Origin of the sequence: Synechococcus sp. PROS-9-1 (genome assembly GCF_014279775.1) — a bacterium.
GTDB lineage: Bacteria > Cyanobacteriota > Cyanobacteriia > PCC-6307 > Cyanobiaceae > Synechococcus_C.
On the sequence record NZ_CP047961.1, the window covers coordinates 1,829,716 to 1,856,055 of the forward strand.

General features: G+C 45.0%; 26 protein-coding genes. 11 read left to right on the forward strand and 15 right to left on the reverse strand.

The genetic code is table 11. From position 1 onward, the window contains the following. Nucleotides 1-165 precede the first annotated feature (165 nt). The gene (locus SynPROS91_RS09870) at nucleotides 166-561 is read left to right on the forward strand and encodes a hypothetical protein (protein WP_186519702.1); all 396 of its coding nucleotides are present in this window, start codon (nucleotides 166-168) and stop codon (nucleotides 559-561) included. A gap of 183 nt (nucleotides 562-744) precedes the next feature. Here SynPROS91_RS09870 and SynPROS91_RS09875 read toward each other — a convergent pair whose 3' ends face one another. The 3 genes from SynPROS91_RS09875 to SynPROS91_RS09885 all read right to left on the reverse strand — a co-directional run bounded on the left by SynPROS91_RS09875 (nucleotide 745) and on the right by SynPROS91_RS09885 (nucleotide 2,078). After that, nucleotides 745-990 (reverse strand): sulfiredoxin, encoded by a 246-nt coding sequence (locus SynPROS91_RS09875; RefSeq protein WP_370586764.1) that lies wholly within the window; start codon nucleotides 988-990, stop codon nucleotides 745-747. Between the two features lie 107 nt (nucleotides 991-1,097). Further along, nucleotides 1,098-1,340 carry a hypothetical protein gene (locus tag SynPROS91_RS09880; protein WP_186516430.1) on the reverse strand — a complete coding sequence of 81 codons (243 nt, stop codon included), beginning with the start codon at nucleotides 1,338-1,340 and terminating at the stop codon, nucleotides 1,098-1,100. Nucleotides 1,341-1,649: 309 nt separating this feature from the next. Next, on the reverse strand, nucleotides 1,650-2,078 hold the full coding sequence (locus tag SynPROS91_RS09885) for a cupin domain-containing protein (RefSeq protein ID WP_186516433.1): 429 nt from the start codon (nucleotides 2,076-2,078) through the stop codon (nucleotides 1,650-1,652). Between the two features lie 54 nt (nucleotides 2,079-2,132). Here SynPROS91_RS09885 and SynPROS91_RS09890 point away from each other — a divergent pair, with 54 nt between their 5' ends. The 3 genes from SynPROS91_RS09890 (at nucleotide 2,133) to SynPROS91_RS12260 (ending at nucleotide 4,019) form a co-directional block, all read left to right on the forward strand. Further along, on the forward strand, nucleotides 2,133-2,447 hold the full coding sequence (locus SynPROS91_RS09890; RefSeq protein ID WP_186516435.1) for a hypothetical protein: 315 nt from the start codon (nucleotides 2,133-2,135) through the stop codon (nucleotides 2,445-2,447). A 646-nt stretch (nucleotides 2,448-3,093) separates the two neighbouring features. Next, entirely contained in the window at nucleotides 3,094-3,411 is a 318-nt protein-coding gene (locus tag SynPROS91_RS09895) for a DUF3303 domain-containing protein (RefSeq protein ID WP_186516437.1), read from the forward strand. A gap of 476 nt (nucleotides 3,412-3,887) precedes the next feature. Further along, nucleotides 3,888-4,019: a hypothetical protein gene (locus SynPROS91_RS12260; protein WP_255439736.1), complete on the forward strand. Its 132-nt coding sequence runs from the start codon at nucleotides 3,888-3,890 to the stop codon at nucleotides 4,017-4,019. Nucleotides 4,020-4,273: 254 nt separating this feature from the next. Here SynPROS91_RS12260 and SynPROS91_RS09900 read toward each other — a convergent pair whose 3' ends face one another. Both SynPROS91_RS09900 and SynPROS91_RS09905 read right to left on the reverse strand, forming a co-directional pair. After that, nucleotides 4,274-4,528 carry a hypothetical protein gene (locus SynPROS91_RS09900; RefSeq protein ID WP_255439737.1) on the reverse strand — a complete coding sequence of 85 codons (255 nt, stop codon included), beginning with the start codon at nucleotides 4,526-4,528 and terminating at the stop codon, nucleotides 4,274-4,276. A gap of 331 nt (nucleotides 4,529-4,859) precedes the next feature. Next, nucleotides 4,860-5,138 (reverse strand): hypothetical protein, encoded by a 279-nt coding sequence (locus tag SynPROS91_RS09905; protein WP_186516439.1) that lies wholly within the window; start codon nucleotides 5,136-5,138, stop codon nucleotides 4,860-4,862. Between the two features lie 382 nt (nucleotides 5,139-5,520). Between SynPROS91_RS09905 and SynPROS91_RS09910 the strand changes: the two genes are divergently transcribed. Both SynPROS91_RS09910 and SynPROS91_RS09915 read left to right on the forward strand, forming a co-directional pair. Then, nucleotides 5,521-5,775 carry a hypothetical protein gene (locus SynPROS91_RS09910; RefSeq protein WP_255439738.1) on the forward strand — a complete coding sequence of 85 codons (255 nt, stop codon included), beginning with the start codon at nucleotides 5,521-5,523 and terminating at the stop codon, nucleotides 5,773-5,775. Nucleotides 5,776-6,278: 503 nt separating this feature from the next. After that, entirely contained in the window at nucleotides 6,279-6,707 is a 429-nt protein-coding gene (locus SynPROS91_RS09915; RefSeq protein WP_186516443.1) for a DUF3750 domain-containing protein, read from the forward strand. A gap of 223 nt (nucleotides 6,708-6,930) precedes the next feature. Here SynPROS91_RS09915 and SynPROS91_RS09920 read toward each other — a convergent pair whose 3' ends face one another. From SynPROS91_RS09920 to SynPROS91_RS12265, 3 genes are all read right to left on the reverse strand, one after another. After that, the gene (locus SynPROS91_RS09920) at nucleotides 6,931-7,107 is read right to left on the reverse strand and encodes a DUF4278 domain-containing protein (protein WP_186516445.1); all 177 of its coding nucleotides are present in this window, start codon (nucleotides 7,105-7,107) and stop codon (nucleotides 6,931-6,933) included. Nucleotides 7,108-7,513: 406 nt separating this feature from the next. Beyond that, nucleotides 7,514-7,765 carry a hypothetical protein gene (locus SynPROS91_RS09925; RefSeq protein WP_255439739.1) on the reverse strand — a complete coding sequence of 84 codons (252 nt, stop codon included), beginning with the start codon at nucleotides 7,763-7,765 and terminating at the stop codon, nucleotides 7,514-7,516. After that, entirely contained in the window at nucleotides 7,713-7,979 is a 267-nt protein-coding gene (locus SynPROS91_RS12265) for a tyrosine-type recombinase/integrase (RefSeq protein ID WP_255439741.1), read from the reverse strand. Before SynPROS91_RS12265 ends, SynPROS91_RS09925 begins: the two co-directional genes overlap by 53 nt. Nucleotides 7,980-8,070: 91 nt before the next feature. On the opposite strand from SynPROS91_RS12265, the gene SynPROS91_RS09935 reads away from it, so the two are divergent. Next, on the forward strand, nucleotides 8,071-8,457 hold the full coding sequence (locus SynPROS91_RS09935; RefSeq protein WP_186516449.1) for a hypothetical protein: 387 nt from the start codon (nucleotides 8,071-8,073) through the stop codon (nucleotides 8,455-8,457). A 261-nt stretch (nucleotides 8,458-8,718) separates the two neighbouring features. Here the strand turns inward: SynPROS91_RS09935 and SynPROS91_RS09940 are convergent, their stop codons facing one another. The 4 genes from SynPROS91_RS09940 to SynPROS91_RS09955 all read right to left on the reverse strand — a co-directional run bounded on the left by SynPROS91_RS09940 (nucleotide 8,719) and on the right by SynPROS91_RS09955 (nucleotide 10,307). Further along, complete coding sequence (locus SynPROS91_RS09940) at nucleotides 8,719-8,940, reverse strand: hypothetical protein (protein WP_186516451.1); 222 nt, start codon at nucleotides 8,938-8,940, stop codon at nucleotides 8,719-8,721. Between the two features lie 5 nt (nucleotides 8,941-8,945). Beyond that, nucleotides 8,946-9,323: a hypothetical protein gene (locus SynPROS91_RS09945; protein WP_222929391.1), complete on the reverse strand. Its 378-nt coding sequence runs from the start codon at nucleotides 9,321-9,323 to the stop codon at nucleotides 8,946-8,948. 47 nt (nucleotides 9,324-9,370) lie between these two features. Then, nucleotides 9,371-9,880, reverse strand: a complete 510-nt coding sequence (locus SynPROS91_RS09950) for a hypothetical protein (protein WP_186516455.1) — start codon at nucleotides 9,878-9,880, stop codon at nucleotides 9,371-9,373. Nucleotides 9,881-9,983: 103 nt separating this feature from the next. Further along, on the reverse strand, nucleotides 9,984-10,307 hold the full coding sequence (locus SynPROS91_RS09955) for a hypothetical protein (protein ID WP_186516457.1): 324 nt from the start codon (nucleotides 10,305-10,307) through the stop codon (nucleotides 9,984-9,986). A gap of 314 nt (nucleotides 10,308-10,621) precedes the next feature. On the opposite strand from SynPROS91_RS09955, the gene SynPROS91_RS09960 reads away from it, so the two are divergent. The 3 genes from SynPROS91_RS09960 (at nucleotide 10,622) to SynPROS91_RS09970 (ending at nucleotide 14,665) form a co-directional block, all read left to right on the forward strand. Further along, nucleotides 10,622-10,792, forward strand: a complete 171-nt coding sequence (locus SynPROS91_RS09960) for a hypothetical protein (protein ID WP_186516459.1) — start codon at nucleotides 10,622-10,624, stop codon at nucleotides 10,790-10,792. Nucleotides 10,793-11,337: 545 nt separating this feature from the next. Then, on the forward strand, nucleotides 11,338-11,550 hold the full coding sequence (locus SynPROS91_RS09965) for a hypothetical protein (protein ID WP_186516461.1): 213 nt from the start codon (nucleotides 11,338-11,340) through the stop codon (nucleotides 11,548-11,550). Between the two features lie 925 nt (nucleotides 11,551-12,475). Next, on the forward strand, nucleotides 12,476-14,665 hold the full coding sequence (locus SynPROS91_RS09970) for a hypothetical protein (protein WP_186516462.1): 2,190 nt from the start codon (nucleotides 12,476-12,478) through the stop codon (nucleotides 14,663-14,665). Nucleotides 14,666-14,710: 45 nt separating this feature from the next. Here the strand turns inward: SynPROS91_RS09970 and SynPROS91_RS09975 are convergent, their stop codons facing one another. The 3 genes from SynPROS91_RS09975 to SynPROS91_RS09985 all read right to left on the reverse strand — a co-directional run bounded on the left by SynPROS91_RS09975 (nucleotide 14,711) and on the right by SynPROS91_RS09985 (nucleotide 19,986). Then, the gene (locus SynPROS91_RS09975; protein WP_186516464.1) at nucleotides 14,711-16,942 is read right to left on the reverse strand and encodes a calcium-binding protein; all 2,232 of its coding nucleotides are present in this window, start codon (nucleotides 16,940-16,942) and stop codon (nucleotides 14,711-14,713) included. Nucleotides 16,943-17,416: 474 nt separating this feature from the next. Continuing rightward, the gene (locus SynPROS91_RS09980) at nucleotides 17,417-18,121 is read right to left on the reverse strand and encodes a hypothetical protein (protein ID WP_186516466.1); all 705 of its coding nucleotides are present in this window, start codon (nucleotides 18,119-18,121) and stop codon (nucleotides 17,417-17,419) included. After that, nucleotides 18,034-19,986 carry a calcium-binding protein gene (locus tag SynPROS91_RS09985; RefSeq protein WP_186516468.1) on the reverse strand — a complete coding sequence of 651 codons (1,953 nt, stop codon included), beginning with the start codon at nucleotides 19,984-19,986 and terminating at the stop codon, nucleotides 18,034-18,036. The genes SynPROS91_RS09980 and SynPROS91_RS09985 overlap by 88 nt, the downstream gene beginning before the upstream one ends. A gap of 637 nt (nucleotides 19,987-20,623) precedes the next feature. Between SynPROS91_RS09985 and SynPROS91_RS09990 the strand changes: the two genes are divergently transcribed. Further along, a complete protein-coding gene (locus tag SynPROS91_RS09990) occupies nucleotides 20,624-26,062 on the forward strand; it encodes an Ig-like domain-containing protein (protein WP_186516469.1) in 5,439 nt (1,812 codons plus the stop codon). Nucleotides 26,063-26,340: the final 278 nt, after the last annotated feature.

Genomic DNA, 26,340 nt, shown 5'->3' on the forward strand with positions numbered 1-26,340 from the left:
GAACCGAACATTCGATGGCGTAAGAACCGATCCATCTTCACAACACAGGGTTCGGAACCCCAAAACACACCCCAGGGAGCTCGTCGTGGATTAAAAGCAGCGGCGGCAAGGTCCATAGGGAGCACACAACATTTGTGGACCGCAAGCTGAGCCCTGAGATACTTGGTGTTGAAGGCGGGAGTCCCTCTAGTGGCAGGAAAATCTGGCTTCACTCAAAGCGAATTTGAAGAGATCAAGCGCCTTTATGTTGAGGAAGGCAGAACCTTTTCTCAAATCGCCAAAGTCATTGGGAAAGGCAGCGAAAATTCGGTAAGGAATTGCTTAGCCAAAGCACGGGTTAATCGAGCTTCTATTGGAGAGAAGAAACTCGAACGATTCAAGTCAGGACAGAAGTATGGAAAGATCACCCTGCTCACAAGACTCGTAAAATCAAAGAAACTTAGATACCATGTCGTTTGCGATTGTGGCTATGAATTCGACGTAGACCCATATTTTCTAACACTTCCCAATGATCATAAAAACAACGTCTCCGAGTGCCCGAGATGCAGAGCAGCAAAGTAAAAAATATCAATTCAAAACCAACTCTCTACCTAGAACGAGTATGGTTAGATTTACGCGATAACCATTAAAGATCGAACCTATACAAATGTTGTTTTATTTCTTTCGAAGCAATAAAGAATTTAACTCATAAAGGCATACCAGTCTTGGGAGATTTCTCACCAACACTCCTCCCACACCCGTGGATCACATCAAATGGAGACGGAACGTAGCCCGATCAACATGGCGGATATTGGCCTCAATCGTTTTCCGACCCAGACGTTTATGTGCTGTATATCGATGGCAGCCATTAAATCCATAGAACTTACCCTCAAACTCAATGAGATCAACAGGTTCCTGAAGCCCAATCTCACTGATACTTTTCATCAGATCATCCACTTTGCCTTGATCGATCACGCTCTCGTGAGGGCGATTAATGGACTCAATCGGCACAGGCACTCGCCTTTTCATAAATCAGCCTTTTGTTGGAATGAAGAGATCCTTGACGCATTGGGAAAGGACTCCAGCCAGGAGACTGGAGTCGTCATCTTTAGCGTCCATCACCGCCACGATCGAACCGATACGAACAGGTTGCGGGCCTGTTTCAGCAACTGCTGCAGAAGGCTGTCCTGTTGAGGTCCCCTTGGTCGTTTCAACACCATGGCCTGCAGCACTGGTCCTGAGGATTTGAACCCATCGAAGGCGGTTAGGGCTTCCCCAGCACCTTCCAGATCATGCTGAAGGATGCGCTGCTTGACCTGAGGACTGTGTTCTGACTGAGAGCGGTTGCGAGCGGAAGACATTTTCTACTCCTGATCTGACTCCGTTCTGCCAGAACGTCAATGGAGCGACAAGGTATTCGAGACGCTTCTTTAGATCGAATTCAATCGCCTATCCGCGGAGTAGATCGTTTGAATAGGGGGTATTTCCCGAAAGCTATACATTAATTGTTTTGCAGATCTTTATCATTGCCTCTAACCCAAGATTGACGCTCTTAGATCCATCAATAACATCCTAAAACCGTTCAACATCGGTACTCTCTATGCAGCGTGGAATAGGCCGGGAGCCGATAGACATGTAATGCAAGTTATGGGAGTCAGCACGAAACTTGATCACTCAACACGAACCATGTTTGGCATTCCCTCCACACTGGCAAAAGTGACAAAGCTTATGGCTGGTTCAGTTCCTGTGTTGATCACATAGTGCGGCTCACCTGGGTGACCTTCAAGAAAGCCGTCTCCTGCCTTAATAGTGTCAGTCACCTCAACACCATCGACGATCCTTACATTGCGTAGCGTTCCCTGCTCAACCATCACCACAACTGGCGAAGGATGGATATGCAATGGAATCTTGGCCCCAACAGGAAGAGTGATCCGATAAACCCGCATCTCTGGGGTTCCTTCGGGATACACAACAACTCTCCCTCCGAGGGTTCGATTCGCCGTGAAAAGTTCTTCTACAACTGGCTTGGGTGATGCCAGTGCATGGCCAGAACAAAGCAGTACGGTCGCAGCGGCAATTGCAAAAGCCTTCGAGACCATGATCTTTCTACAAATGAGTGAATCACTCCTAGATATAGAGCAAGAGGTGTTTTGATGCGGTGGCTGACGGACTTTTTTGATAATGACCACTTAAAAGCTGTATCAGCCAACATCTGGATCAGGCTTTGCAAATTTCCGTCTAAATTGAAGGTGTTTTACCGTAAGCAGGTTGGACTTGATGAGCCAAAAACATTGCGGGAGAACTGGTGGTCAGTGTTCACAGACCCTTTCGCAATGTGGTGTACAAAGGTTGTCAACAACTTGCTACTGAATTACATCGGAGATGATGAGATAACCCTGGGAACAGATGAGGACTCTGTGGAAGCGATCTCAGAAGGTGATGTCAGCACCTCTATGGCAGGCTGGTGAGAGGACCGCCAAGTAGAGGCTGCCGAGCACCGAGTGGGCGTTTTCAGCCAAGTGCTTCTGGACATCATTTTCTTAGCCGCTAGTAGCACTCTCGAGGAATTCAGGTGTTTTGTCGGTTAGTCCCGAACATATTTCTCTGATGGAGCCAATGGGTTCGCCATCGGCTGTGTGGATTTCCATCAGGACAAGATTTCTCCACATGGACTAGAGGTTGGCCTGGGGTAACCAACCATGGTGCGAATAACTACTGTTTTTCGCAAAAAGTATCGCAAGCGCCACTCGGCTCTCAGTAGCTATCACTGGTCTCAATTGGCGTACAGGCGATCAATGGATACCGAACAGCTGGTCTTGGTCCTTATGGCATTTGGCGCTGGCATATCAACACTTTGGGCGTGGCGGATAGGAACGTCCCAATCCGAATACAAAAAACCGTGATCCCCCTAGAACCGCTACATCGGGCAGGATTTCAGGCTTTTCGAAAAACACTTCCTGGCTGACCAAGACAACGATGGTGCTCCTCTTGCTGGAAGTGGAGAGGGAAAGGCTTATGGCTAGGCAACTAGGGGGAAGCCTTTAGATCTTTCAGTCTGATCAACAACATTCAGTCATTTGAGTATCTGGTAGAACTAGATTTTATTGAACCTCCATGCAGCATTATCTGATTGTCTGGAGTTTCCCAACCGTTGAAGGGTCTTGGGAAGCCTGCACTCCATTTGCTGAATACATCAATGCTGGTGGGCCTGGAGATTGTTTTGAAGGCTTTGAACTGAAATATCGAGTCTGTGAGCCAATTGGTGGAACAGGTATGGCGATTGCTGTTGCCAGCGACATCGGCAAGGTGTGGGCTCATCTCGCCCCTTGGATCAAGGGCTTTGGACTCCAGTTCGAAGTCACCCCGGTTGTCTCTGATAAAGAGTTCGCAGCCATGTGGCCTGGAGTTCAAGCTGCCGCCGCCGCAGACTGACATTCTGACGAGTCAATCAACGTTTCCATCTGGAGGATCCCAGCTAACCGAAAGGATCACGGCTTCCATCCATTTGAGTGAGTGCGTTTAGCCCAGCCCCGAGCGGGGCTTTTTAGTGCTGCTGGCAAAAAGCCAAAAGAAAACCCCGCCAAAGGCAGGGTTTCTCGGCTTCTCTTTGGGCGTGTTGCCTTGTTTCCACTCCGTGAAGAAGCCCTCCTCACAAATGAATCTTGGCTCAGAAATCCCACTGAGCAAGTCCCGACGTATCAGTTGGTTGACTGACCTACGCAACCTGCTCAGCATGTGCTTAGCCAACTCCTCACAAGGTTTGGCTCCTCACACCCCCAAAGAAGGCTTCGTCGCCTTCTTTTTTTATGCCTGGTCACTCAAGCCAGAAGCAGGCACACGCCCAGCCTGCTTTACAAACCGTCACTAGATCCCCTAGAGTCTGTTACATAAGTTCACAAGCGTTACTGATGACCGACTACTCCACCGCCATCTTTGGTTTGATCGCCTTCACCGGAGTTGTCTCCGCTGCTGTCGTCTACATCCTTGCCCAGCCTTCCGACCTGCCAGTCGTAAAAAAAGCAAAAGCAGCTCAAAGCTGAGTCTCAGCCAGAAACACTCTTACCGGTTCAAACCATGACCACACAAGATCTTCTCGTTCTGCTCGTGAGCTTCGGGACCGCCTGCTTCGCTCTCAACATCTACAAATTGAACCAACAGCCACAACGCTGATCTTTACAAGCCGTTACAGAAATGTTACGGTATGCAAAGCGTTCCTTGGACGGGATCCGCGAATCAAATCCTCTGGGAAGAGGCTCTATTTCAAGACCAAGGTCTCTGTGGAAGGAGACCTTTTTTATGCCATCTCCTTCAGAGAGCGATAGGTGAGGGGCTTTTCGATCTTCACTTCCCCATAGCCGAGAGAAACCAGCTCCTGAACAGCCTCAGCAAACTTTTTAGATCCCATGCCTCGGATCGCTCTATCACCACGCTGTTTGGTCAGCTGCCATGTACAGCCATCAGGATGGAAGCCAAGGGCATGAACATGGCGCATCAGCAGCATCACGTCTGTGGTTTCCAACCAAAGCTTGTCGGCCTTTGCTTCAGGCATCAGTCCTCCTCATCGCTGAATGCCAGCATTTCGTCCTGATCTTCCCTGTCAATTCCGATGTTTAACATCACAGCATTCCTGAACGTCGAAACTCAGATGACGTTAGCTCTGCATCTGGAGCTAATAATGACAATGGGACGCTAATGGTAGGGCGCAAAGGAGTCCATCAACTATTCGCTGGGATGCCCTGAGGGCATTAGACCGAGGACACGCTTTTTCAGATGCCTGCTGCCAGGAACGGGATCAATACATAGCCATCTGCATAAACTATGTGTAAAGCAAATAATGCCGACTAGATTTTAGCTCTTAACCCTAGATTGCAAATGGTTTGCTACATCATTTCGCCATGAGAGAAAGCCATACGCATCGATTGTTTTTTAGTGATCAATGTTTTATTCACTTCAATTTCATCGCTTTCGTCTGCGAACTCAATTTGATGAATCTCCTTAAGAGTATTTAAGTATGCAAGGCAGTGTTGACGAACCTCCATAAGCTCTGCATAACAATTCCCAAAGGCTGCATTTGTTCTTAACTCATGGTCTGGTTTGATGACTGATTCAGTAAACAGATCAAGAGCGCGTCGATACGCATCGGGATACGAGGAGGACATGGTTTTATGAATTTCCCTTATTAAAGCGAGCTGTCGATTGTCAATTGTTTGAGATTTTACAAAAACAGCCAGTATATATGCCTAAGACTCGGCATTGGTAGTGCAGCATACTTCTGGGCTCAATACCCCTGAAGACAAAGCCCCATTGAAATTACCAGAGAGCGCATTGCTGTCGCGATCCGCTTCTCGGTAAAACATTAACCAGCCCTGCCACAAAGCGTGTTGTTTGTTGAAGCGTAAACAACAGGAGCAGAAGACAGGAGCAAAGGAGGGCAGCATTAAGTGAGCGGGGTTGAATGGGTTATCGCCGTCATTGATACATGCAAGACCCTGAAGCATTACTAAGATAGAGATAGTTATCTAGCTATCGATGCAGGCATTGATGTTCCTAGCCCTTGCGCTCGTCAACATTGCACTGCTCGTCCACTTAACGGAAAAAGTGCTCGGCTTTAGGAAAAGGTGGAGAAACAACAAGCTCTTGGTTAACGACCATCCCGAAATGAGGTCCGTTGATCCAGATCAAGGGCTTATGGCTTTTGAAAGCGATGATGTAACTCGTGCTTTTGTGCTGGATAACGATCAGCCAGGCGCTAGTGAGCCTTTCTTAGTGAGCGGTGATGAAGAATCAGAAGAGTGACATGCATGGTGCGGGTCAAGGAATGTGATCTGCAGGTTGAGGGACTTGGATGAGAGGCAAGAAGCTTTGATTCAATTGCATTGACATTGGTTATGGATTGAGGATAATTCACCTATTGATATCAATTGAGGTTCAGTGAACAAGCATATAAAGAACTGGATTATTAAGCCCATCCGTGCCACTATCTTCGCGGATAGAGATGCTTACTATTGGATTCAAAGTAAGCTTGGACTAGGCAACTATCAGATGGCAGCTCTTGTATGGGCTAAGGGTCTAATCATTGGCTTGTTAATCGGGGCATTCTTTCTCTGATCTCAAGCGTCAAGCGATCCATACCGGCATCTCTTGCGTCTATGGCTAGTTGATCTAGGCATCATGCAGATGGCATTGAACCAGTTAGATGAACATCTAAGCTTCAGCCCATAGCGGGTTTTTATTGAAGACCAATTCGTCAATCAGAGACATTTCTGTGCCATCGCCTTTAGCTCTATATAACGCGAATAATGCACAAGGTTGAGCTACGGGCTGCCAAGATTCCTGGATTGACCGGCATCGTTGCAGATCATTATTGGCTGCTTGTTCTTCGTGGTATCGAGGGAAGGCACTACCAGACTTGTGACCGTTGGGAAATATGGCAACATCCTCACCAGAATGGTTCTTGCTGGGGGCACCTCCATAAGAATCTTTTGGATCCCTATCAGGGAGTGGGCAATGGACAATCTCAATTAATACAGCACTGGGAGGGGAATGATGCTTTGTTAATGGTTGAAAAGATTGAATCATCCCCAAGCACCTATCCATTCATTAGAAAATACAGATACTGGCCAGGCCCAAACAGCAACACTTTTGCTCAATGGATCGTTAGAGATAAAATAGAATTAGGTGTTCGAGCGATTGGCAAAAGCTTTCTTGTGCCAGAAATGTCCGGATAACAATGCAATGAACCTCTAATTTTCAGCTTCTCTGAAATGGCTGGCATCATCACCTGCCAATTAGCTCATCACAGATGATCAAAATCTTTGAGGAAACCAGCTTATGACGAGGCTAATGATTGATTAGCGCCAGGTATCGGATGGCATTTAGGCGTCATTAGGCAGTGATTGAACAAATAAAAAGCCCCCGTCGAATCGAGGGCTTTGATATGAGCTCTCTAGTTCACTTGGCGTAGGAAACGCCACGATAAACCAATGTCTGATGCTCTTGCATCTCAGCTCTAACAAGCTCACGGGATGTGATGTAGTGCTGATTGCGATAAGTTAATTGAATACGTGGCTGATCTTCAGAAGGCTTACGCATTACGTAAGCCTGACCTCTGTAAAGAAGAGTAGTCATGATGTTCTCCGAAAAACACTGGTCCCCGTTCCGTGGCCAGTTATTTATGCGCCTCGCACAAGTGATGCAAGGTGAACGTTATGAGTAGAAAAGATCTACTTAAACGTTATAGCTAAAGCGTCAACACATATGGGGTTCCTATGGATACAGAGCATGTTCAATGTTGATACAAAGAATGCTTTGTTTTGTGTAACCTTTATACAAAACTATGCAAGCCCCCCCCCCCCCTAAACGGGCATTTAGGAGGGGTCATTTTTTTAGCCTTCAGACGGGGCGAGGGCTTTGCTGTGTTGACAGTCCCGATCTAAAAAAGCACTTCTGATCGAGACTGCTTTTTCAGATCAAACTGCAGTAACCAAGATGCAGAGAACTGCTGTCCCGAGGGTTTCTAGCGACGTAATGCTGTTTATGCCGCTTTGGAATCACGCCGTTTCGCTCTACGTGGCTTGCCTTGCTTTGGCTGCTCAGATGCCTTGAGGTAAACCTTCTTCCCCTTGGCATCGATTCGATACAAGCCACCTTTTGGGCCTCTATGAATCTCGGACTCTTGATCGGCCTGAACCGTCTGATGAGTCCGCTCTTTAAGCGTTAGCTCCTTCGACTGATCAGGCTTTTTGAAGAACAGCCACTTCAACAACGAACCAAGAGCGTTGAGCACAATCAGAGAGCTGAAATAACAGCCCTAATAAAGCGTTGCTGTCAAGAGCAGTCAAGAGTTCAGTGCAATAAGCAAGACTCAGAGAACTGCTCTCCCGAGGGTTAGCAGCCACGTAATGCCCCGTAGTTGCACTTGATGAGTGGCCGAGCGTTACCTGCAACATGAACACATCCACCCCGCAGCGAATCGCCTGCATTGCATGGGTATGCCTCAACTGATCTTAGTGAACATGGAATCCAGCGGATCTCCCCCATTTCTTTCCTGCAGACACCGGTACTATGAGTATTCGAGGTTCTTGCTGGTAAATGGCATCGTTCAGAATGCTTGAAAAAACTGGCTTACCGCTACTACTCGCGATAGGACTTTTTGCCCCAAAAGCACTCGCGCAGATCAGAATATACAACGTAAATGCAATTCATGATCTTTATAGTGAAAACGAATTAGCAGCCAAAAAGCTCTACCACAATAAAAATGCAATTGTATTTGGAAGAGTCGACAAGGTCGACAATGAACATGTAATTATTGAAGGGAATAGTGAACTTGGGCGTCTATTCTGTAAATATAGCGATCAAGACCTGAATAAAATACTTGAACTAAGAGAAGACAGCAGGGTGCAAGTAGGAGGAAAACTCGAAATCTCCTGGGCTCCATTTGGAATGTTTCTGAGCATGAATGACTGCCGTGTCATCTGACTCGACAAGTCTCTAGCCAATACTAGAAGCATTCATTATGCTGTTATGTGTCTAGTCGAATCACTGAATAAATAGTATTCCATTGGTTCCATGTTCAACATTCTTGAATCGCATCTACCAACCTCCACTTCAACCAAGTTGAACTCTTCTGGCCCTTCGTTGATTGCTTCATAGTAACTCGCCAATGCTTCAAAGATATAGTCATAATACTCAATAACCATTTCCTGACCATCCTCATAGCCGACATAGTAGGTTTCTATGTTAGCCAATGACTATCCACTCCCGTTGAGCATCTATTATCTCATAGTCATCTAACACTTCATCATCCTTATAAAGAACTAACTCCATGTCAATCTTGCTAAACTTATCCTGTTCGATCTTCTCCTCCTCCCATAGTTTCATGATCTCCTCTTGAGATTCAGAAGACCATTGGGTTTGTGTCTCTCCATTTGTTTTATTGAGGATGATTATGTAGGTAGTCATTGCCTTTACTTAGAACCTTTGACGCAATAGTAGCTTTTATCGTTGTCATTGATTCCGTCTATCGCTGTTGCCTTCCATCGCTTACCTTCCTTCTCGCATTGATTGATATCTGGCATTGGGAAGGTTGAGTGAGCCGAGGATTTCACCCCGCGGACATTAGACTGCGTCATAAGTAAAAGATAAACTTGCTGTATCGGAGCTTGCTGTACTGCAAACGACTCTATTTCAATGGGATCTACTTGTGCCAAGGCTGGAGTACTCGCAAGCAGAGCTGGCAGAGCAAGAAGGGAAAGTCGTTTCATCTGGAAGCCAGGGTTAGGGCCATTGTCTCTCAACCGTCGCAACACGCATTGCGTCAAATCTGGTTGCACCAGTTCGATCATTCAGTGTGGTGCCGTTGCTGGTCCCCCAGAAGAACTAGTGGTTCTGTTTACTTCGTAAGCCACTCAGACTTAACCTGAAACGTCAAAACCCCAACGTCGTCTCCCTCATCTCCCTCTGTGATGGCGACACAAGCCAAACAACCATCTTCAAAAGCTTCCCTCGACTTACTGGCGAACTTTGCAGCGTCGTCATGGGACCAACAAGCCAGTCCTGTCTCGTCTCTTTCTTTCACGTAGGAGTCCCACACCTCAGCGAACTCCTCACCGTCAGGACCATTGATGAGCTCAGTGACCGCTTCCTCTGCCGCAACATCCTTGCGTCTTGCCATAAACGCCCTCATCAAAGGATGGTCGACAACACGTGAAGTGGTGATGACTCCCGTCACTCCACGAATAGTCGTAGCAATAACTCGCTTTGGGTCTTTCCGAGTGTCGATAACCATCACTGGACATCCCAAGTCCCAGCCAGCTCTCATCTTTAGCTCTCTCGCTGACTGAGCAAGCTGACCTTTCAGCTCATTGATGAGGGTGCTGACGAGAGTGGTCGGGTCTGCCATCTGACGAGGCTACCTACGCAATACACAAAGACGCCCTGCATCTTCAACGTGAAGTGCTTCCAACTGTTGGCGAAGATCTTTCAGCCGACGGAGAGGCTGGGAATCAATCCAGAAGCAATGATTTTGAATGGTCTGAGAGCTTTTGGTTCGCAGCGGCTCTTGAGCGATAAAGGTCTACCAGATATTCCGACATTCGAATGGTTATGACTTCTCCAGTGTGAGCGGTGAAACTGATGCACACCCCACCTTCAGATTCCAGAACACATTGGGCAGTTGTGGTCGCTGGGTCGATGGATGCATCTAGCTCTTGTTTGGAAATGTATTCCACCTGGATTTTGTGATGGGTGCAGTACGCAGCGAGATCTTCAATCTCGACCAAGCCGTTTAATCGATGGCTCTTCAGATATGGCTCCAGGTCGAACTTCATCTTTTTGCTCCTTCTTGCGTTAAGCGCTACGTCAGAGCTTGCACCATCTCGTTGAGCAGCTGCAACTCTCAGTCTCGACCTCACCCGCTACATCCCTTCAAAGCTGCTCAATGCCACGTGCCATCCAAGACTGATAGCCATCAGAGAGAACGCCACACCATTTGATGGTGGTGAATCCCTGATGAGACATGCAGCCCCAGGCGGGGCTTATCGAGAAACGACTCGATTCGCGTGTTCGGTTCCTAGGCGGATTTCACCGTCACAACCAAGCCACTTGGCTAGCGATGATTGTCTCATCTTCAAAACAGACTCAAATGTCTACTGAAATTCGCAACTGGGATGTCGTCGCCAAAGCAATGGAAGCTGCTGGTGCCACATCAAGTGAGATGTATGTCCGCGCCAAAGCGTTGGCATTAGGCAAGCTCGACCCTATGCCCACAAGCTCCCCTGAAGCTCCCTACAGCATTTCAGCTGTAGCTGGCTAATCACTTACACGAAGCCCTACAGCTGTGGGGCTTCCATCGATTCAACTTACACTTGAAAACGTCTGCCTCTGGTCATCACTACCAAGTCAGGTTTAAGGACCTGAAAGGAGAAATACACGAGGCAAAGGTCTATGCCCTCGATGCTAAGAATGCTCAGGACTTAGCAATTGAAACAAATGAAGACTTGCGAAATAGACCTCATCTGATCACAGCAATTCTTGAATCAGGTTGAAAACTTTTAATGCTTTCTTGAATTTTCGATAATGAATAGAAAATTATCAAAATCAAAGCTGCAACTTGATGAGGCAATCCTCGAAGCAAATATTCACCATCCTCATCGATGGCCTCGGGGCTTGATCTCAGAATTAGCCAAGATTCACAACACTTCCCCTTCATCGGTATTTAAGCGACGAGAATCTCTTTGTGGGTTCGTCCGAACAAATCAAGGTCCCATCGAGGTAGAAAGTGGTTTGTAACTCGCCTCTCATCTGGCGGACACACAACTCAGCTGTAGGTGCGCCATATTAGGAATCCATTTGGTGACGATGATGAAAGATCCATCTGTTGAGACAAAGCCGTTGCTCCACAAGATTTGGAAAATCGTGACTTGGCGCTGGAAGCTGCAACTTGCTATAAATGCTCCGTTTGGAGTCTTGTGGGTTGCCGATAAAACCAATCCAGCTGTTCACGCCTTTGACATGTCTATGCTTGCAGCAATTCATGCGGAATGGATGGCCCCAATGATGGGGATTGGATAAATCAAAACAAGTTCAGGTATGAGCTATCGCTCTTTTTATATCTTCTAACTACATAAGGAACAGTGGTTTCATCTGTAAGCCGGGGTTACAGAAATTTTACTTAATCAGTCGCAACCTCACTTGCGAAAAGCGGTTCAATACGAAATTCGCCATGTGGGACATTGCCCCAAAATGACTGCATGAACAGAACCCAGCGAATCGTCACTTCGACAGTCCTTTCGGCGATCTTTGTTCCAGCCATGTACTGGTTGCCTGTTTGGTGCCTAGGCAGCGGCGCTCTTCGCAATGTGCTGTGGGATCGGTCTTACTTAGTTCCAAGTTGGGCAGAACCCCCATTGATGGGGACGTTTGCAATTATCGGCTTCGCTATCACTTGTGGCATGTTTGCCTGGGTTATTGCTCGTATTTGGCGCTAAGCCACAAATGCCCGCAACAGTAAAAAGTGGGAGAATTGCTTTTGTGTACAAGGCCCAACAACGCATCTATTCACTGACTACTCATACAGCTTCAACGTCTGCGCTGAGCGCTGCTTCCTGATGTTGAGTTGATCCCAAGCCCTGTCATCCAATCGAGTTGTTTGATGCAAGCAACTACTGCTCCAGGATTCGTCTTGGCTGTGGCTCAAAAGGGATTAATTGGACTGAAGCATGGTATGGATTCAATGGCATTAGCAATGCTGATTTAAGGGTCAACCCGACCACCGGTATTGCTCACGCTTGTGTGGTGTTGGGTTAGTTTATTCTAGTTCTATTCAATTAAAAGCTTAATCTAGGTCAATTGTATATCCCTAGGGGCTTAATTTCGTCTATACGTATTGCTGATTTGGGGGGCTAGGGACCATTAATGAAGGAGTGTATTGCTGCTCTGTTCAGGGCTGTCCATACCGGTAGCGATAGACACGTAGGGATTCTGAGCAGAGAATGGAGTGAATGCAAACAACATCTGTGTTGCAGATGGCATGACCATGGGCTCCTCCTCCTCCACTACGAATACCCAAAGTAGAGAAATATCCATTTCTTCTACTTTTCAGGTTTCGGATCTTTTAGATGCTGCTTCTATCGATCAGCAAAATCTTAAAGATGTTGAAGAATTAACATTCTCGGATTTTGAGCATGCCAGCGTTGTAACTGGGCAATTACTGGAAGGTACAAATAGCGAATATCTTGGTTTTGTCCCTGCAGAGAATGGTTTTTTGCAATGGAATATTGAGGATAGTATTGATACGGAATGGAGTGATGTTCAGCAAGGTAATTCCATCCAGATTGGAGGTTCCTCATCATATTGGAATTACGATATTGTTGACAGCGTAAATACCAAGCAACTGAGTTTTGATGGCGAAGATACCCGAGAAGGTGAAGCAGATAATTTGTCACCATTGAACGATTTAAAGTTTAGGTTCTCTCCCAGCGCAGAAGGCAAAACCATAGCCGACTCTGAATATTTTGAGACTAATGAAAACTCTGCCGATCTTTTTGGGTTTAATCTTAGCTCTTCCCAATCTATCGCAGATAATCTTAAGGATATCGCCCTGACGATTAACACCTCATCAGCGCAGTCCTATGGCGTTGGACAAGCTGTTGGCATTAGTGAGACTGAGGTTGATGTTGGGGGAAGCTTGAATGTGTATTCACCTGTAGACGGTGCCGTTTCGTCAGCAGCATCAGGTGTTACAAATAATAGTGTTGCCATTACAGAAGGCACTAGCTTTGGCGGTATTTTTGGTAACAATATTGAAGCTCCTGAGTCTGAAAACATTACATTCAATGCTGCTTCTGATCTGAATGCTGTTGTAACTGTTTCTTCAGCTCTTTCATCGTTTGCTGATACAAAATCGGATTTGCCAGAAGTACTCGTTGATGCGGATGCACATACTCGCGTAGGCATCAAGCTGCCGATGGATGGTGGAGAGGGTCTTTTGCTAAATCCTGCGAATGGAGGTTTTGGTATTGCCAACATGGATATGATTGGCGGCGGTGATGTACAGATGTCTGCTGATGTGCGCCTTGGAGCTGATGCTGGTGCCATGAGTACCGAGGGAAGAGCCAGAGCCATTGTTGAAGTGAGCAAAGTAAGTGGCCTTGAAGATTCCGCAGCACTGTCTGGTGATGATCTTGATATTAGGGGAGTCTCTGGAGCAGACTTGAATTCAATTTCATATAGTGATCGAGGAACCGCAGAGGCTAAAACTGCTATGGATTCCTCGATTGGAATTCATGGAAGTTCGAATGGTGAAGGGGACCTTATGAATAGTGATACAGATAGTGATCCAAAAACTGAAACCCCTTACGAGGCAGGGGGAAGTCTTTCGGTTTCAACAGGTTCACAGTTAAAAGCATCCACTCACTCTGCCATTATTGGTAACGGAGAGGTAGATGCATTTGAGATCGCAGATGAAAGTAGTGATGAGGCTATTTCTGAGACAGTTTTAGGTGATGCTTTTGGTCTTTATAGTGATAAAGACATGGGACTAAAGATGAAAGCAGCTGATTCTATGGATCTTGAAATTCAAAGTGATGTTGATATTGAAACAACAGCGCAAGCGGTGTTAGGTAACGCAAAGTCATCTGGTGAAATCACTCAAAACAATGGTTCTTACAATGCAGATCTTCAAGCTGGAAGTAGTGGTTTTATTGATGCTGATAGCTCTACTCAGATCATGACGACAGCTCAAACCGTGGTGGGTGATACAGAAGCTTTCGGTACTGCCCTGAACACAGCTGCAATTGGTTCTTCTATTTTTTCCTTCCCGGGTCTTGAGGCGGAAATAGATGCTGCTGCGGTCTCCATTGGTGAGAGCCAAGCCATTAGTACCGCTGGCGTTGCTGAGTCGACACTCCGGCTGAGCACAATGGGAATCAACGGTGTCACTGATGGAGCGTATTCGGCAACCGTTGACGGAGCTCGACTCATTAATGCGGTTGCGTCAAGTTCAGGCTTTACTGAATCGGCGGCAGTCTCTGGGAGTGCTTCCCAAGATCTCGTTAGTGCAGGTACTAATCAAGCAGCTTTAGGTCTTACCGATTATGAAATCACCACAGGAGATAGCCTTGAGATGACAAGTATTGTTGAGATTCAATCAGGCGCCACATCAGTTTTTGGAACAACAACGATTTAGTCCAATAAGAAAGAAAAACTTGCTTTGATGTAAGCCTGCTCTCGCCTAGTTTATGACTATATTTTCGTCTATAAGGGTTGCATTAGCCCCAAGAGCGAGAATTCCATTTTGATTATTTTCGACACCTGGCTCTGTTCCATTATCATTGTGATAGAGAATCCCTTGACTTTCGTCGAATACATATTCTGCGCTGGACTGTAGTCCATCCTTGCCTTCCAGTTGATCAGTTGTTGTGCTAATAAAGTTACCTTGGCTTAAAAATTGCCTATTAGTGTGCTCTGTCGGTTCATGAGATGTATTGATTTGCACAAAATCTTCTTCTGAATTAAAATCCAGAATTATATCTGGATAATTTCCTCCTGATTCGTAATCATCAGGATTCACAACAAATACATCATTTCCTTCGCCTCCCTCCATCGTGTCATGCCCTTTGCCACCATAAAGATAATCATTGCCTTTCCCTCCTTTTAATAGATCTTTCCCTGATTCCCCTTTCATATGATCATTACCATTGCCTCCATCAAGGAAATTATCTTGAGTATTGCCAATAATAGTGTTGTCACTATTATTTCCTAGTATGTTTATATTAGCTGAGTCGTCTTTGAGTATAAGGTTCTCTACATGTTCAGCTATCTTGTATTCGGCTATGTCATCAGCTGATGACGAAAAGTTTGCGACGATCCAATCATCACCCTCTTCAGCCTCTTCAGTTATGACATTGTCATCATGATTAGAGGAAGATATTCTATAGATATCATCGCCAGTCTCTCCTGCAAGTATGTTCATGCCAGCATTTCCATCTAAGTCATCGTCTCCATTTCCGCCACGTAATATATTATCATCAGTATTGCCAATGATAATATTATTCTCTTCATTCCCTTGAATAGCTATACTCTCTGATCCTTCTTTGAGGCTTAGATTCTCTACATTGTCGGCTATCTTGTATTCAGTTATGCCATCAGCTGATGACGTGAAGTTTGCGACGATCCAATCATCACCTTCTTCAGCCATTTCTGTTATTACATTGTCATCAGAATTAGAGGAAGATATTCTATAGATATCATCGCCAGTCTCTCCTGCAAGTGTGTTCATGCCAGCATTTCCATCTAAGTCATCGTCTCCCTCTCCGCCACGTAATATATTATCATCAGTATTGCCAATGATAATATTATTCTCTTCATTCCCTTGAATAGCTATACTCTCTGATCCTTCTTTGAGGCTTAGATTCTCTACATTGTCGGCTATCTTGTATTCAGTTATGCCATCAGCTGATGACGTGAAGTTTGCGACGATCCAATCATCACCTTCTTCAGCCATTTCTATTATTGCATTGTCATCAGGATTAGAGGAAGATATTCTATAGATATCATCGCCAGTCTCTCCTGCAAGTATGTTCATGCCAGTGTTTCCATCTAAGTCATCGTCTCCATTTCCGCCACGTAATATATTATCATCAGTATTACCAATGATAACATTATTGCCTTTATTCCCTTGAATAGCTATACTCTCTGATCCTTCTTTGAGGCTTAGATTCTCTACATTGTCGGCTATCTTGTATTCAGTTATGCCATCAGCTGATGACTTGAAGTTTGCGACGATCCAATCATCACCTTCTTCAGCCTTTTCTGTTATAACAATATTGTCGTGGCTTGAAAATATATATGTGTCATTGTTTTTACCTCCTTTAAGCTCTATATAGTCATCTGTTTTGCTTGAAAAAATATCAGCTCTTTCAGACCCTGTAAATAGCGATTTTCGCAGTGCTCTAGTGCTTTGGCTGTCTTGTTCAATAACTAGAGTCTCAATATTGCTAGGTATTGTGTAATCTAGGCCTTTTGAGTAAACAATGGCGGTATCTTTTCCGCTATTGTTTGCGGTCTCGACGATAATTGAATCATAATTCTTTATCACATATTGATCATCCCCAGACCCACCGATTAGTATGTCCTTTCCGCTTACATTTAAAAGATCATCGTTTCCTTCTCCTCCCCAAATGAAGTCATCCCCTTTCCCTCCTTTAAGTCGTTCATCACCATTGGCACCAAGCAGAAAATCATTCTCGTTGCTGCCATTTGTGATTCCGTTGACATCCACTACCGTTAATTCTTTTTCGTAATTATCGGACCAAACTACACTAAAACCCAGATGATCATCTAACTGTTCAATCTCTTGAGCACTTAAGGGTAATTCTTGGAATAAATATATTGACAGCAACTCTTCTAATGTGTATCCTGCAGATTTGTCCTGAACTGATGTTGAATTGAATGAGTTAGTCATGACATTGATTTATTTTTTCTTGTTGGTTACTTGCTCGCATCATGTATTGCTTGGCAGCTAAGGATCGCAGTGTTCTATTGTTTTCGGTGTTTGAGAACATGGGCATTTGACCCTTGTCATGATTTACTTTAAGTCATTTTTGAGTTGATGTGTAGCCTTCTTTCCCCCTTCTGTATTGCTCAAAGCGCTCTTCAACCTCATAGCGTATAGATCCCATGCTTGCTAAGGGCTCCCCTCTATTTTGCGTTTGATTTGTATACACAATTTGTGAAAGGTGTTTTTCTGTTAGCGACAGGCCTTGAACAATCTATTGGTAATAGATCATTGGTTTGACCTCTTAAGCAATACGATTCCTCGTTGGGTTATTCCATCCACTGGCTGAAGGTGTTATTTCTTGCTCTATCGTCGATTGTTTCTATCTGTATTTCTTATCTTTGATTTTGAGGTTTCTCTTCTTCTCTCCTGTGCCCTTTGCTACAGAGTCTTTTGTGTGAAATCATAATTTCCTTCCTGTCTGCAGATCCATACTGTTAGATTTTTCAATAGAGCTTTTAGGCTTGGTAGGCCCATTTCACTTCTATTTAATTCATTATTGAGTTTTAGGGATTCAAATTTTTTATCTTTAAATATTTGTATTTTGCGTGGCTTTTTGTTTTTGCATGAGATCTTTAGGCGTTTTTTGTCCAAGATCTGCTTTGACCATTCTTCCCCGGATCTTGTATGGTGCCCAACTTGTATATGCCACCATTCGTCTTTCATTAGTGGTACTGTGCTGTAGATGTAAAAATAACGGCTTGCTCTGTATTCTTCTTTCTCATTATTTTCGCCCATCACGTCCTCAATCTCTCCCAGTTTTTTTTGGGGTGTAGGCGTGAAATTCTCAGGTGCTATTAATGCTAAGTTGTTGTTTATCGGGGGATCACTAAAACCTATTTGTATAAATTGTTCATCTATAAAGATCCATCCCTCTTTTGATTCTGTTTGTTCGGACTTTTCCCATGCTTGCAGCGCTTGTGCTGTTTCTTCTGGTGGAATCCAGGGGCGTCCAGCTGATACACATCCGCTTATTAACAGATAAAGAGTTGCTGCAGTTAAGCAATTTTTATATCGGATGGGGCTAGCTCTGAAGAGCTGTCTGTGTGGCGGACAACAGCCAGAACATCGCTTCCTTGAGTCCAATCACCGTCTTCGTCGAACATCATTGATCCTTGATCGTGAGCATAAGCCATTTTCACCGATGTGGCTCTTTGTCCTTGGATATTTTCCAATGTGTCGTAGATGATTGCTGCATCAATATTTGTGCCTTCGGCCATTGCAGCTGTTATGAAAATCGGTTCAGCCCCTCTGTTAATCCCTGTTAGAGCTGCTGAAAGCTCTAGGACATCTCCTTCCGCTTGATTGAAGTCGCTAACAAGATCTGTACCTCGCCCGAAACTGCTTACATCAAATACAAATGTATCAGCTCCTTCCCCTCCTCTTAGAACATCTGAGCCAACTCCTCCGCTGATCATGTCGTCTCCACTTCCGCCAATAATGATGTCTTCCCCAGTTCCACCAAACAGTTGCATCGATTCCGATTCGGAGGCAATTGCAATGCGGTCGTCACCGCTACCAGCATCAACTATCGAACCAAAAGCATCATCCATTTCAATTCGATCATCTCCTGATCCGCCATGGAGAACGCTGTTTGTCACCGAGCCATTGATTTTGTCATCACCGGTGCTCGTATTGATATAGGAGTCAACGATTCCTCTTGATGTGTCGACGTGAATTGCTTCACCGCTCACTTGACCTTCAACAATATCATTTCCAGCACCTGTATTAATTGCACTATTATTAATTCCTGCAGATTGTGAGAGGGTTTTAGCTAGAGCACTATCTGTATCTAGTGTTTCACTAAATGACTCATTTAATGTTAAATCTTGTTTGGCTACGCCTCTCACTACATCGGCCCCTTTGCCTAGAACGATATTGCTGTCGTTTAAGCCCATGGCAATAAACTCATCAAGCTCTGAGCCTGTAAACCCACTCCAGGATGAGAAGTCTGCTTCGATGATGGCTTCTGCATTAATGATATTAGCTCCATCGCCATCGCCAAATATTGTTGTGCCTTGTATGCCATAACTACTGGCGCCTGTCATCGTTTCTGCAACCTCAACCTCAGTACTTGCATCAACCATGTTGCTTTCGTCACCATCCAGTGTGATGACAGTATTGTCGACACCTTCTAGATTTTCTGAGCCCAAATCACTTGGATCAATTGTTTCAAAACTGATCGAGGAATAAGTATTTGCGTCAACCAATCCTTCTCCAATCAGGTTGATATCTGTATCGTTGATACCGATGGAATGCGCTTCCATCCACTCAATCATGCTGGTTTCACTTTGCCCGCTCAATTGAGCAGTGGCCAAGGCATCAGCCTCCACATTGGAGGTGATCGTCAGTGTGGTTGTTGCATCTCCGTCATCTCCTTCAATGGCAGTTGCTAGTGACTCCGTATAGAGGATATTGTCAGCTCCGTTATCGATGCCAAGTGCTTCTGCATAAGCTTCTATAACAAGGCCTTCTTCGTTTGCCGTTGTGAAATCTGCGTCACTCCAACCGACCGCTTCGGCGTTGGTTTGAATTCTGATTTCGCTTAAGTCGCTCTGTGATGTTGCTTCCGCCTCAATCTTCAGTTTTGCTCCTTCTCCCGCTGTCACTTTGAGCAGCCCATCAGGATTAAGCGTTAGAAGCTCTGGATCCCAGTCGGAATCGTGATGGCTACTGAGGCCATAGGCTTTGGCTTCCGCCAGAACCTGTTCAGCAACTGCATCACCGAAATTCAGGATGTCCGCAAGCTCAGTGTCGTGCTTTACCCCAACAGCTTCGGCATCCGCTTTTGACTGCAGATCGATCTGGCCACCAACCTCGACTTGATTCGCCATTTCGACGGCATAGGAACGAGAGTTCGCCACTGCCCTCTTCCCGTCATAGCCAGCCACTAGGCCCGCATCAGCGGAGCCTTCGAAGTCCATCTCGAATAGGTTGAGTTCGCTGGCCATTGCCAACAATCCAAAACTGCTGTCCTAAGAAAAATACTCTTTAAAACGCTTACTTGCAAGCTCGTCAATAGGGTTTAGCCGTGTATATAGAGCTATACGAAAAACCTGAACTGTATTCGTCAATGAGTTGTTATTCCTGTATATAGAAAATGACAATGGCAGTGATGCACAGGCATTTGCTAGGAGAAAATCATAATTATGTGGTTATAAAATATTATGAGTGCTGTATTGCTTGTATTACCGTGGATCGAAATGTATAGCTTTGTATTTGGAGGCGATTCGTGTCGCTTCAGGCTTTTATGGCCTGGTATTGCCTAGGCGTATATACGTATAGACCTCGATATCAATATTGATTAGTATTACTTATGAGCGGACCTTTTCTTCTTTCTTTTTGTTGGTATTTTCCCATTGTGTTGCTCCATCTATACAAGGCCTTGGTGCCTTAGACCCTAGTGCTCACCTTCGATTTTTGAGGTTCATAAGGCTTGCAGGCATTACGCCGCATGTAACTGTGTACCGAATGGCTTTTCTGTCTATACAACTACCGCCGAAAACCCTTGCCACCAGTGGCTTCTTGCTGTTGCTGAGAGGTTTCTTTTGCTGCTAGCTTCCAATTAATGGTGTCTCTGTTTGGAGCATGGCCCTTACAACCATCTCTAACAGCCCTTCTGTCCTTTATGGCAGCGACAATGGGGAGAGCTACGGTTTTGCACCTGGGGCCACCTATGTCTTTGGTGGTGGTGGAAACGACAATTTTTTAGCAAGCTCGAACTACACAGCTCTTTATAGTGGCGACGTTCAGGACTACGCCTTTACCGTTGCTATAGAAGACAACGGTAACGAGCTTCTCTTTATTGAAGACCTTCGGATTGGTTCACCAGATGGAGTGGATCGTTATGAGGGAGATAATGGCTCACTTGGATTTGGCTTTGATTCGAACGCCATTGCAGCCAACCAGGTTCTTGATCTGCGTTCAGCGCAGGATCTGAAGGCCGCCTTGCCCTCAGCTCCGAATAATCTTCCTACGGCAGTTCTTGATACCATTGGCTTGTCTGAGGACCAAGCTCTTGAATTTAATGTAGTTGCGAACGATATAGATCTTGATTCCGACTCTTTACGCGCTGTTGCTATATATAATCCTCCTGGAAACTCAGGATCTGCTTCACTAGATTTTCAGGGAGATATCACCTATTCGGCTATTGGAAGCTTTGATTATTTAAGCCCAGGTGATACTGCTACTGAGTCATTCACTTACATTGTTAGTGACGGACACGCAGGCTCTGATGAAGGATATGTAGACGTTACGATTACCGGTGCCAATGATGCTCCTATCGCTCGACCTGATCAGATCACCTTAAGTCAGGATCAGGCTCGTACCTTTAATCCGCTTCTCAATGATGAAGACGTTGATCAGGGTGATTCTCTTCGAATTGTTGAGGTTACAGGTCAACCTGGAAATCAAGGTTTGGTTGACATCAGCAGCGATGAATTAAGCCTCACGTATACGGCAGATGGCCGGTTTGATGATCTTCCTGCTGGCCAAACCGGTTTCGAGTCCTTTTCTTATACCGTTGAAGATGATAATGGCGCTCGTGCTCAATCTGAGGTCAACGTCACAATCGTTGGCAATAATGATAAGCCTTCTGTTGTTGATGATTCCATAAGTCTCACTGAGGACCAGGCCCTTAAGTTTGATCCTGCTGTAAATGATACTGATGTTGATCAAGGTCAGACTGTAAGACCGAGCTCAGTTACACAGTCTTCTGGAAACAGTGGCGTTGCTGTTGTGGATCAGGATGGAAGCATTACTTTTTCTGCCATTGGTAATTTTGACCACCTTGGTCAGGATGATAGTGCTACTGAAGTCTTCTATTACACAGGCGTTGATGGATACGGTGGAAGTGACACTGCCACTGTTAGCGTTACTATTCAAGGTGTCAACGATGCACCTATAGCTCAGAGAGATCAGGTTATTGTTGGTGAGGACTCAAATCTCATCTTTAATCCTTCTGGTAATGACGTTGAATTAGATCAAGGAGACAACCTACGAACTGTTGATGTCTTTAACCCCACTGGTAATGCTGGAACCGCTTATTTATCCAGTGATGGTGAAGCTGTTTACGAAACCAATGGTGCTTTTGAATTCTTACCTGTAGGTGGACAAGCTACTGAAACTTTTTATTATGAAGTTTCTGATGATCAAAATAGTGTCGATCAAGGCCAAGTTGATATAACGATCAAAGGTGTTAACGATGCTCCTGTTGCTTTCCCCGACGCGGAATCGGTTTCGGAAGATCAGACGATTGAAATTGATGTTACACAGAATGATACAGATGTTGACCAGGGAGATTCGCTTAATGTTCTGAGTGTTGTCAGTCCTTCTACAAATAAAGGCCAGGTTGTCTTCCAGGCGGGTCGTGTTATTTATAATCCTGTTGATCGGTTTGATGATATTCCCTTAGGTGGTTCCGCTAGTGAAACATTTGAATATACAGTCGCTGATGGTAATGGTGGATACGATACTACATCTGTCACGGTAGAAATCCAAGGCGAAAATGATGCTCCTCAGGCAAGTTCTGATGCCTATCCGTTGAATCAGGGTGAGACTATTTTAGTTGATCCTGCTAGTAATGACACTGATGTTGACCGTGATGATCTTCTCACGGTTACTGAAGTCTCATCACGTCCAGGATCCATTGGTAGTGTCAATGTAGATCCTTCTGGTTCTGTCACTTACAGCGCTAGCACTGGTTTTGAATCTTTATCACAAGATGAAACTGCCACAGAAACATTTGACTACACCGTTTCTGATCAGAATGGTGCTACTGATCAGGCGGAGGCTACTGTCACTATTGTTGGTGTTAATGACACTCCTGTCGCTTCTGATGATCAAATTGTCGTTTCTGAAGAACAAATCCTAGAAGCAGCGGATACCTTGCTGTTAGCTAATGACACTGATGTTGATCATAATTCTCAGCTAAAGGTCTCAGGCGTTGTTGATGATAGCTCCAATAATGGTGCCTTGAGTTACACGTCGAGTTCTGGACGTGTTGTTTATAATCCAGTTGGCAAGTTTGATTATCTTGCTGAGGGTGATCAAGAGGCGGCGACATTCACTTATTCCGTTTCAGATGAGTATGGCGCCACTCATCAAGCTCAAGTTGATGTCACGATCACAGGTGTTAATGATGCGCCTGTGGCGAATCAGGATACGGTTAGCGTTTTGCAAAATGGTAGTTCTACTTTTGATCCTACAGAAAATGATACTGATGTTGACTTAGGTGATACACGCCGTGTCTCATCCGTCAGTAATCCAACCGAGAACTACGGCACAGCAGTTTTAGACCCTGTTACGGCACGAGTTACCTATTCTACGGGGCCAGGTTTTGATTCCCTTGCTCATAATGAACAAGCATCTGAAACTTTCGGCTACACGGTAGAGGATCGTTTTAATGGTACTGATCAGGGTAATGTTGTTGTTACCGTTACTGGCGTCAATGATGCTCCCGAAGCTGTCGATGATGTCCAATACATCTCGGAAGACTCAAGTAAAGCGTTTGACCCAACTCTGAATGATCGGGATGTTGATAACGGTGACGTTCTTCATCTTGCTTCTGCAGAGTTAGATTCTGGCGCCCGTGGTGAAATTGAAATTCTTGCCAATGGGCAAATTAATTATGATTCATCTAATAAGTTTGATGAGTTGCCCCAAGGAAGTAGTGCAACTGAATCTCTGACGTATTCAGTTAGTGACCAGATGGGTTATCAGAGTGTTGGAACAGTTGATATTGTGATTACTGGTGTGAATGATGCTCCGGTTTCCAGTCGCGATATTCTTACATTCTTGGAAGATGTCAATGCGAATTCTATTTCCCAGGATGTTCTTGCTAATGATACTGATATTGATCTCGGTGATACTGTTTTCGTTCTTGAGTACGATCAAGGATCAGTTCGCGATTCAGTGCTGTCCCTTGTTGATGGCGATCTAATTTTTAGCCCATCTGGTTATTATGATGATCTTAAGGATGGAGAGCTTGAAAATGCTTCTTTCTCTTATGTTGTCCAAGATACATTTGGTGCGTCTTCGGATCGTACCACAGTTGATGTAACTATTACTGGTGTGAATGATACGCCATCACTCATTTCATTCAGAGATCTTTTAGTTACTGAATCGGGAGCAACAGATCAGATTGCCATTGCTGAGGTTGCTGCTGATCTCGACGAAGGAGATGTTGTTCGATTTGATGAACCCCAGCAATCGGCAGCGAATATCAAGGGCTCCAATGGTGGTCGCTTTGTTGTATCTCCAGGAGGCTCTGAGATCTCGTTTGATCCAAGTGGTGAATTTGAATATCTATCTGACGGGCAAACCGCTGTTTCTTCATACCAGTTCCGGGTCCATGATTCCTATGGTGCTAGTCAGGGTGGTTTTTTAAATGCTGTTGTAGTTGGTGAAAATGATTCTCCTGAGCTTCTCAACGATTATCCAATTATTTATCGTATTGGGGAAGATTTCTCCTCGACCACGTTAGATCTTGTCTCTGATGGTCGAGTGTTTGATGTGGACCAGGGTGATGTTCTTAAAGTAGACAAGGTTGAGGCCTCTGCACTCATCGGACTAACGCTTGATCGAACTTCCGATCTTTCTAGCCTTGTGATCAGTAAAACGTCGTCTGATCAAACATATCAGGGTGTTTTGATTAGTGATTATGGATATGACGACTTTGATTCTTTGGATCATGGAGAGACGCTTGTTCAGGATGTGAAGTTGACGTTTATTGATGAAGCTGGCGAAACAGTTGAAGCTGCAATGAAGTTTGAAATACAGGGTCGTAATGATGCTCCAATTCGTATTGATGGTGAATTTACTTATCTTGGTTGGCAGCCTTTAACAACTCCAACACGGATAACCCAAGATCAACTTATGGATTCTGCTTTTTATGATGTAGATGATGAGCCGCTTTCTGTTTCTGAAGTCGTTATCTCCTCTGGTGGTGGCACATTAACTGCTGTTGAGGGTGAGCAGGGAGTGTGGGATTACATGCCTGATGCGGCTGGAGATGTTTCGATTGCGTTTACTGTGACTGATGGTGATGCCGATCTCGCTGCAGTTGCCAACATGGTTGTTGTCCCTCCTTTCCTTGGCGATGCGGGCGATCGCTATGTGATGTCTCAGTCGGATGATGGTTATTGGCAGGTTCAGGAATATGCTTCTGATCAGTTAGAAGTTGAGGTTGGAAATGCAATTACATTGAATGATGGCCGTGGTAATTCCTATGGCGATCAGTTCCTTCCCGAGGGTTATACCCCTGTAGGATTTGATGCCGTCCATGTGAGTGGTGATCCCCAATCTGATGCTGGTAGTCAGTGGAATTTCAATCTCATCTTGCGTGGTGATGACCCGACTACGGGAGAGAGTAACTATCGGGTTCAGTCTTTTGTTGAATTGTCAGATGATGCTAATGGTCCTCGCGAGGCAACTAGCTTACGTAATGATGAGGTTCTCTCGGCTACTGATGTCGTTTTGTTAGAAACTGAACTTTTTCAGAATTACTCTGATCAAGATAATTGGAAGCAAGTAGATATGGATGGTGACGGATATCTTGGCTTGGACTTTGCTGGTGATGTTTTGGCCCAGTCAGGTGATACTAAGGTGATTGATGCTGGCCCAGCCTTGCTCTTGCATCGTGAGCAGGTAAGTGTTGATCAGAGTGGTGAGCTTGACTATGCACCTGTTGATCTTACGAATAGCGATATGTTGACTACAGCTGATGGATCCGATGTTTTTCAAGTGGATGGCTATCAAGCAGCAGCCGTTTCGAACCTTGATGGATACGATCAAGTGATTTTTGCAGGTGGCACTGCGAGTGCACCTAATTACTCTACTCAGGCATTTGATGAGAATGGTCAAGCTGTTGGTGTGAACCAAATCGTGAATTCACAAGATTTTGAGGATGCTACGCAACTTGGTGTGCAGGCCGACCAACAACAAGCAGCATTTGTAGCTGATTTAGTCGCCACTGCTGATCTATCTTCTAATATTGCAGAGCAAGTAATAGAAGAGCCAAGCGGTTAACCTCTAATTGGTTCTAGGATAAGGAGCATTTGCTGTCTTGAGATATTACATAACCATATGTCTTCTTCCGGACTTAGCTCGTTTGAATGCAGGATTCTACCATTGCTGTCTATTGCCACGATTCCTTTGATTACACTTGCTTGTATTGGTTTTAGTTCTGGGCGTTCATTTGATAGGGCTCTCATTAGAACCTGTGGATCTTCTGGTAATGGCGTCTCTGAAAATTCGGTAATCAATGATTCGCCATCACCTAAATTCCAACACAGCACTCTGAGCTG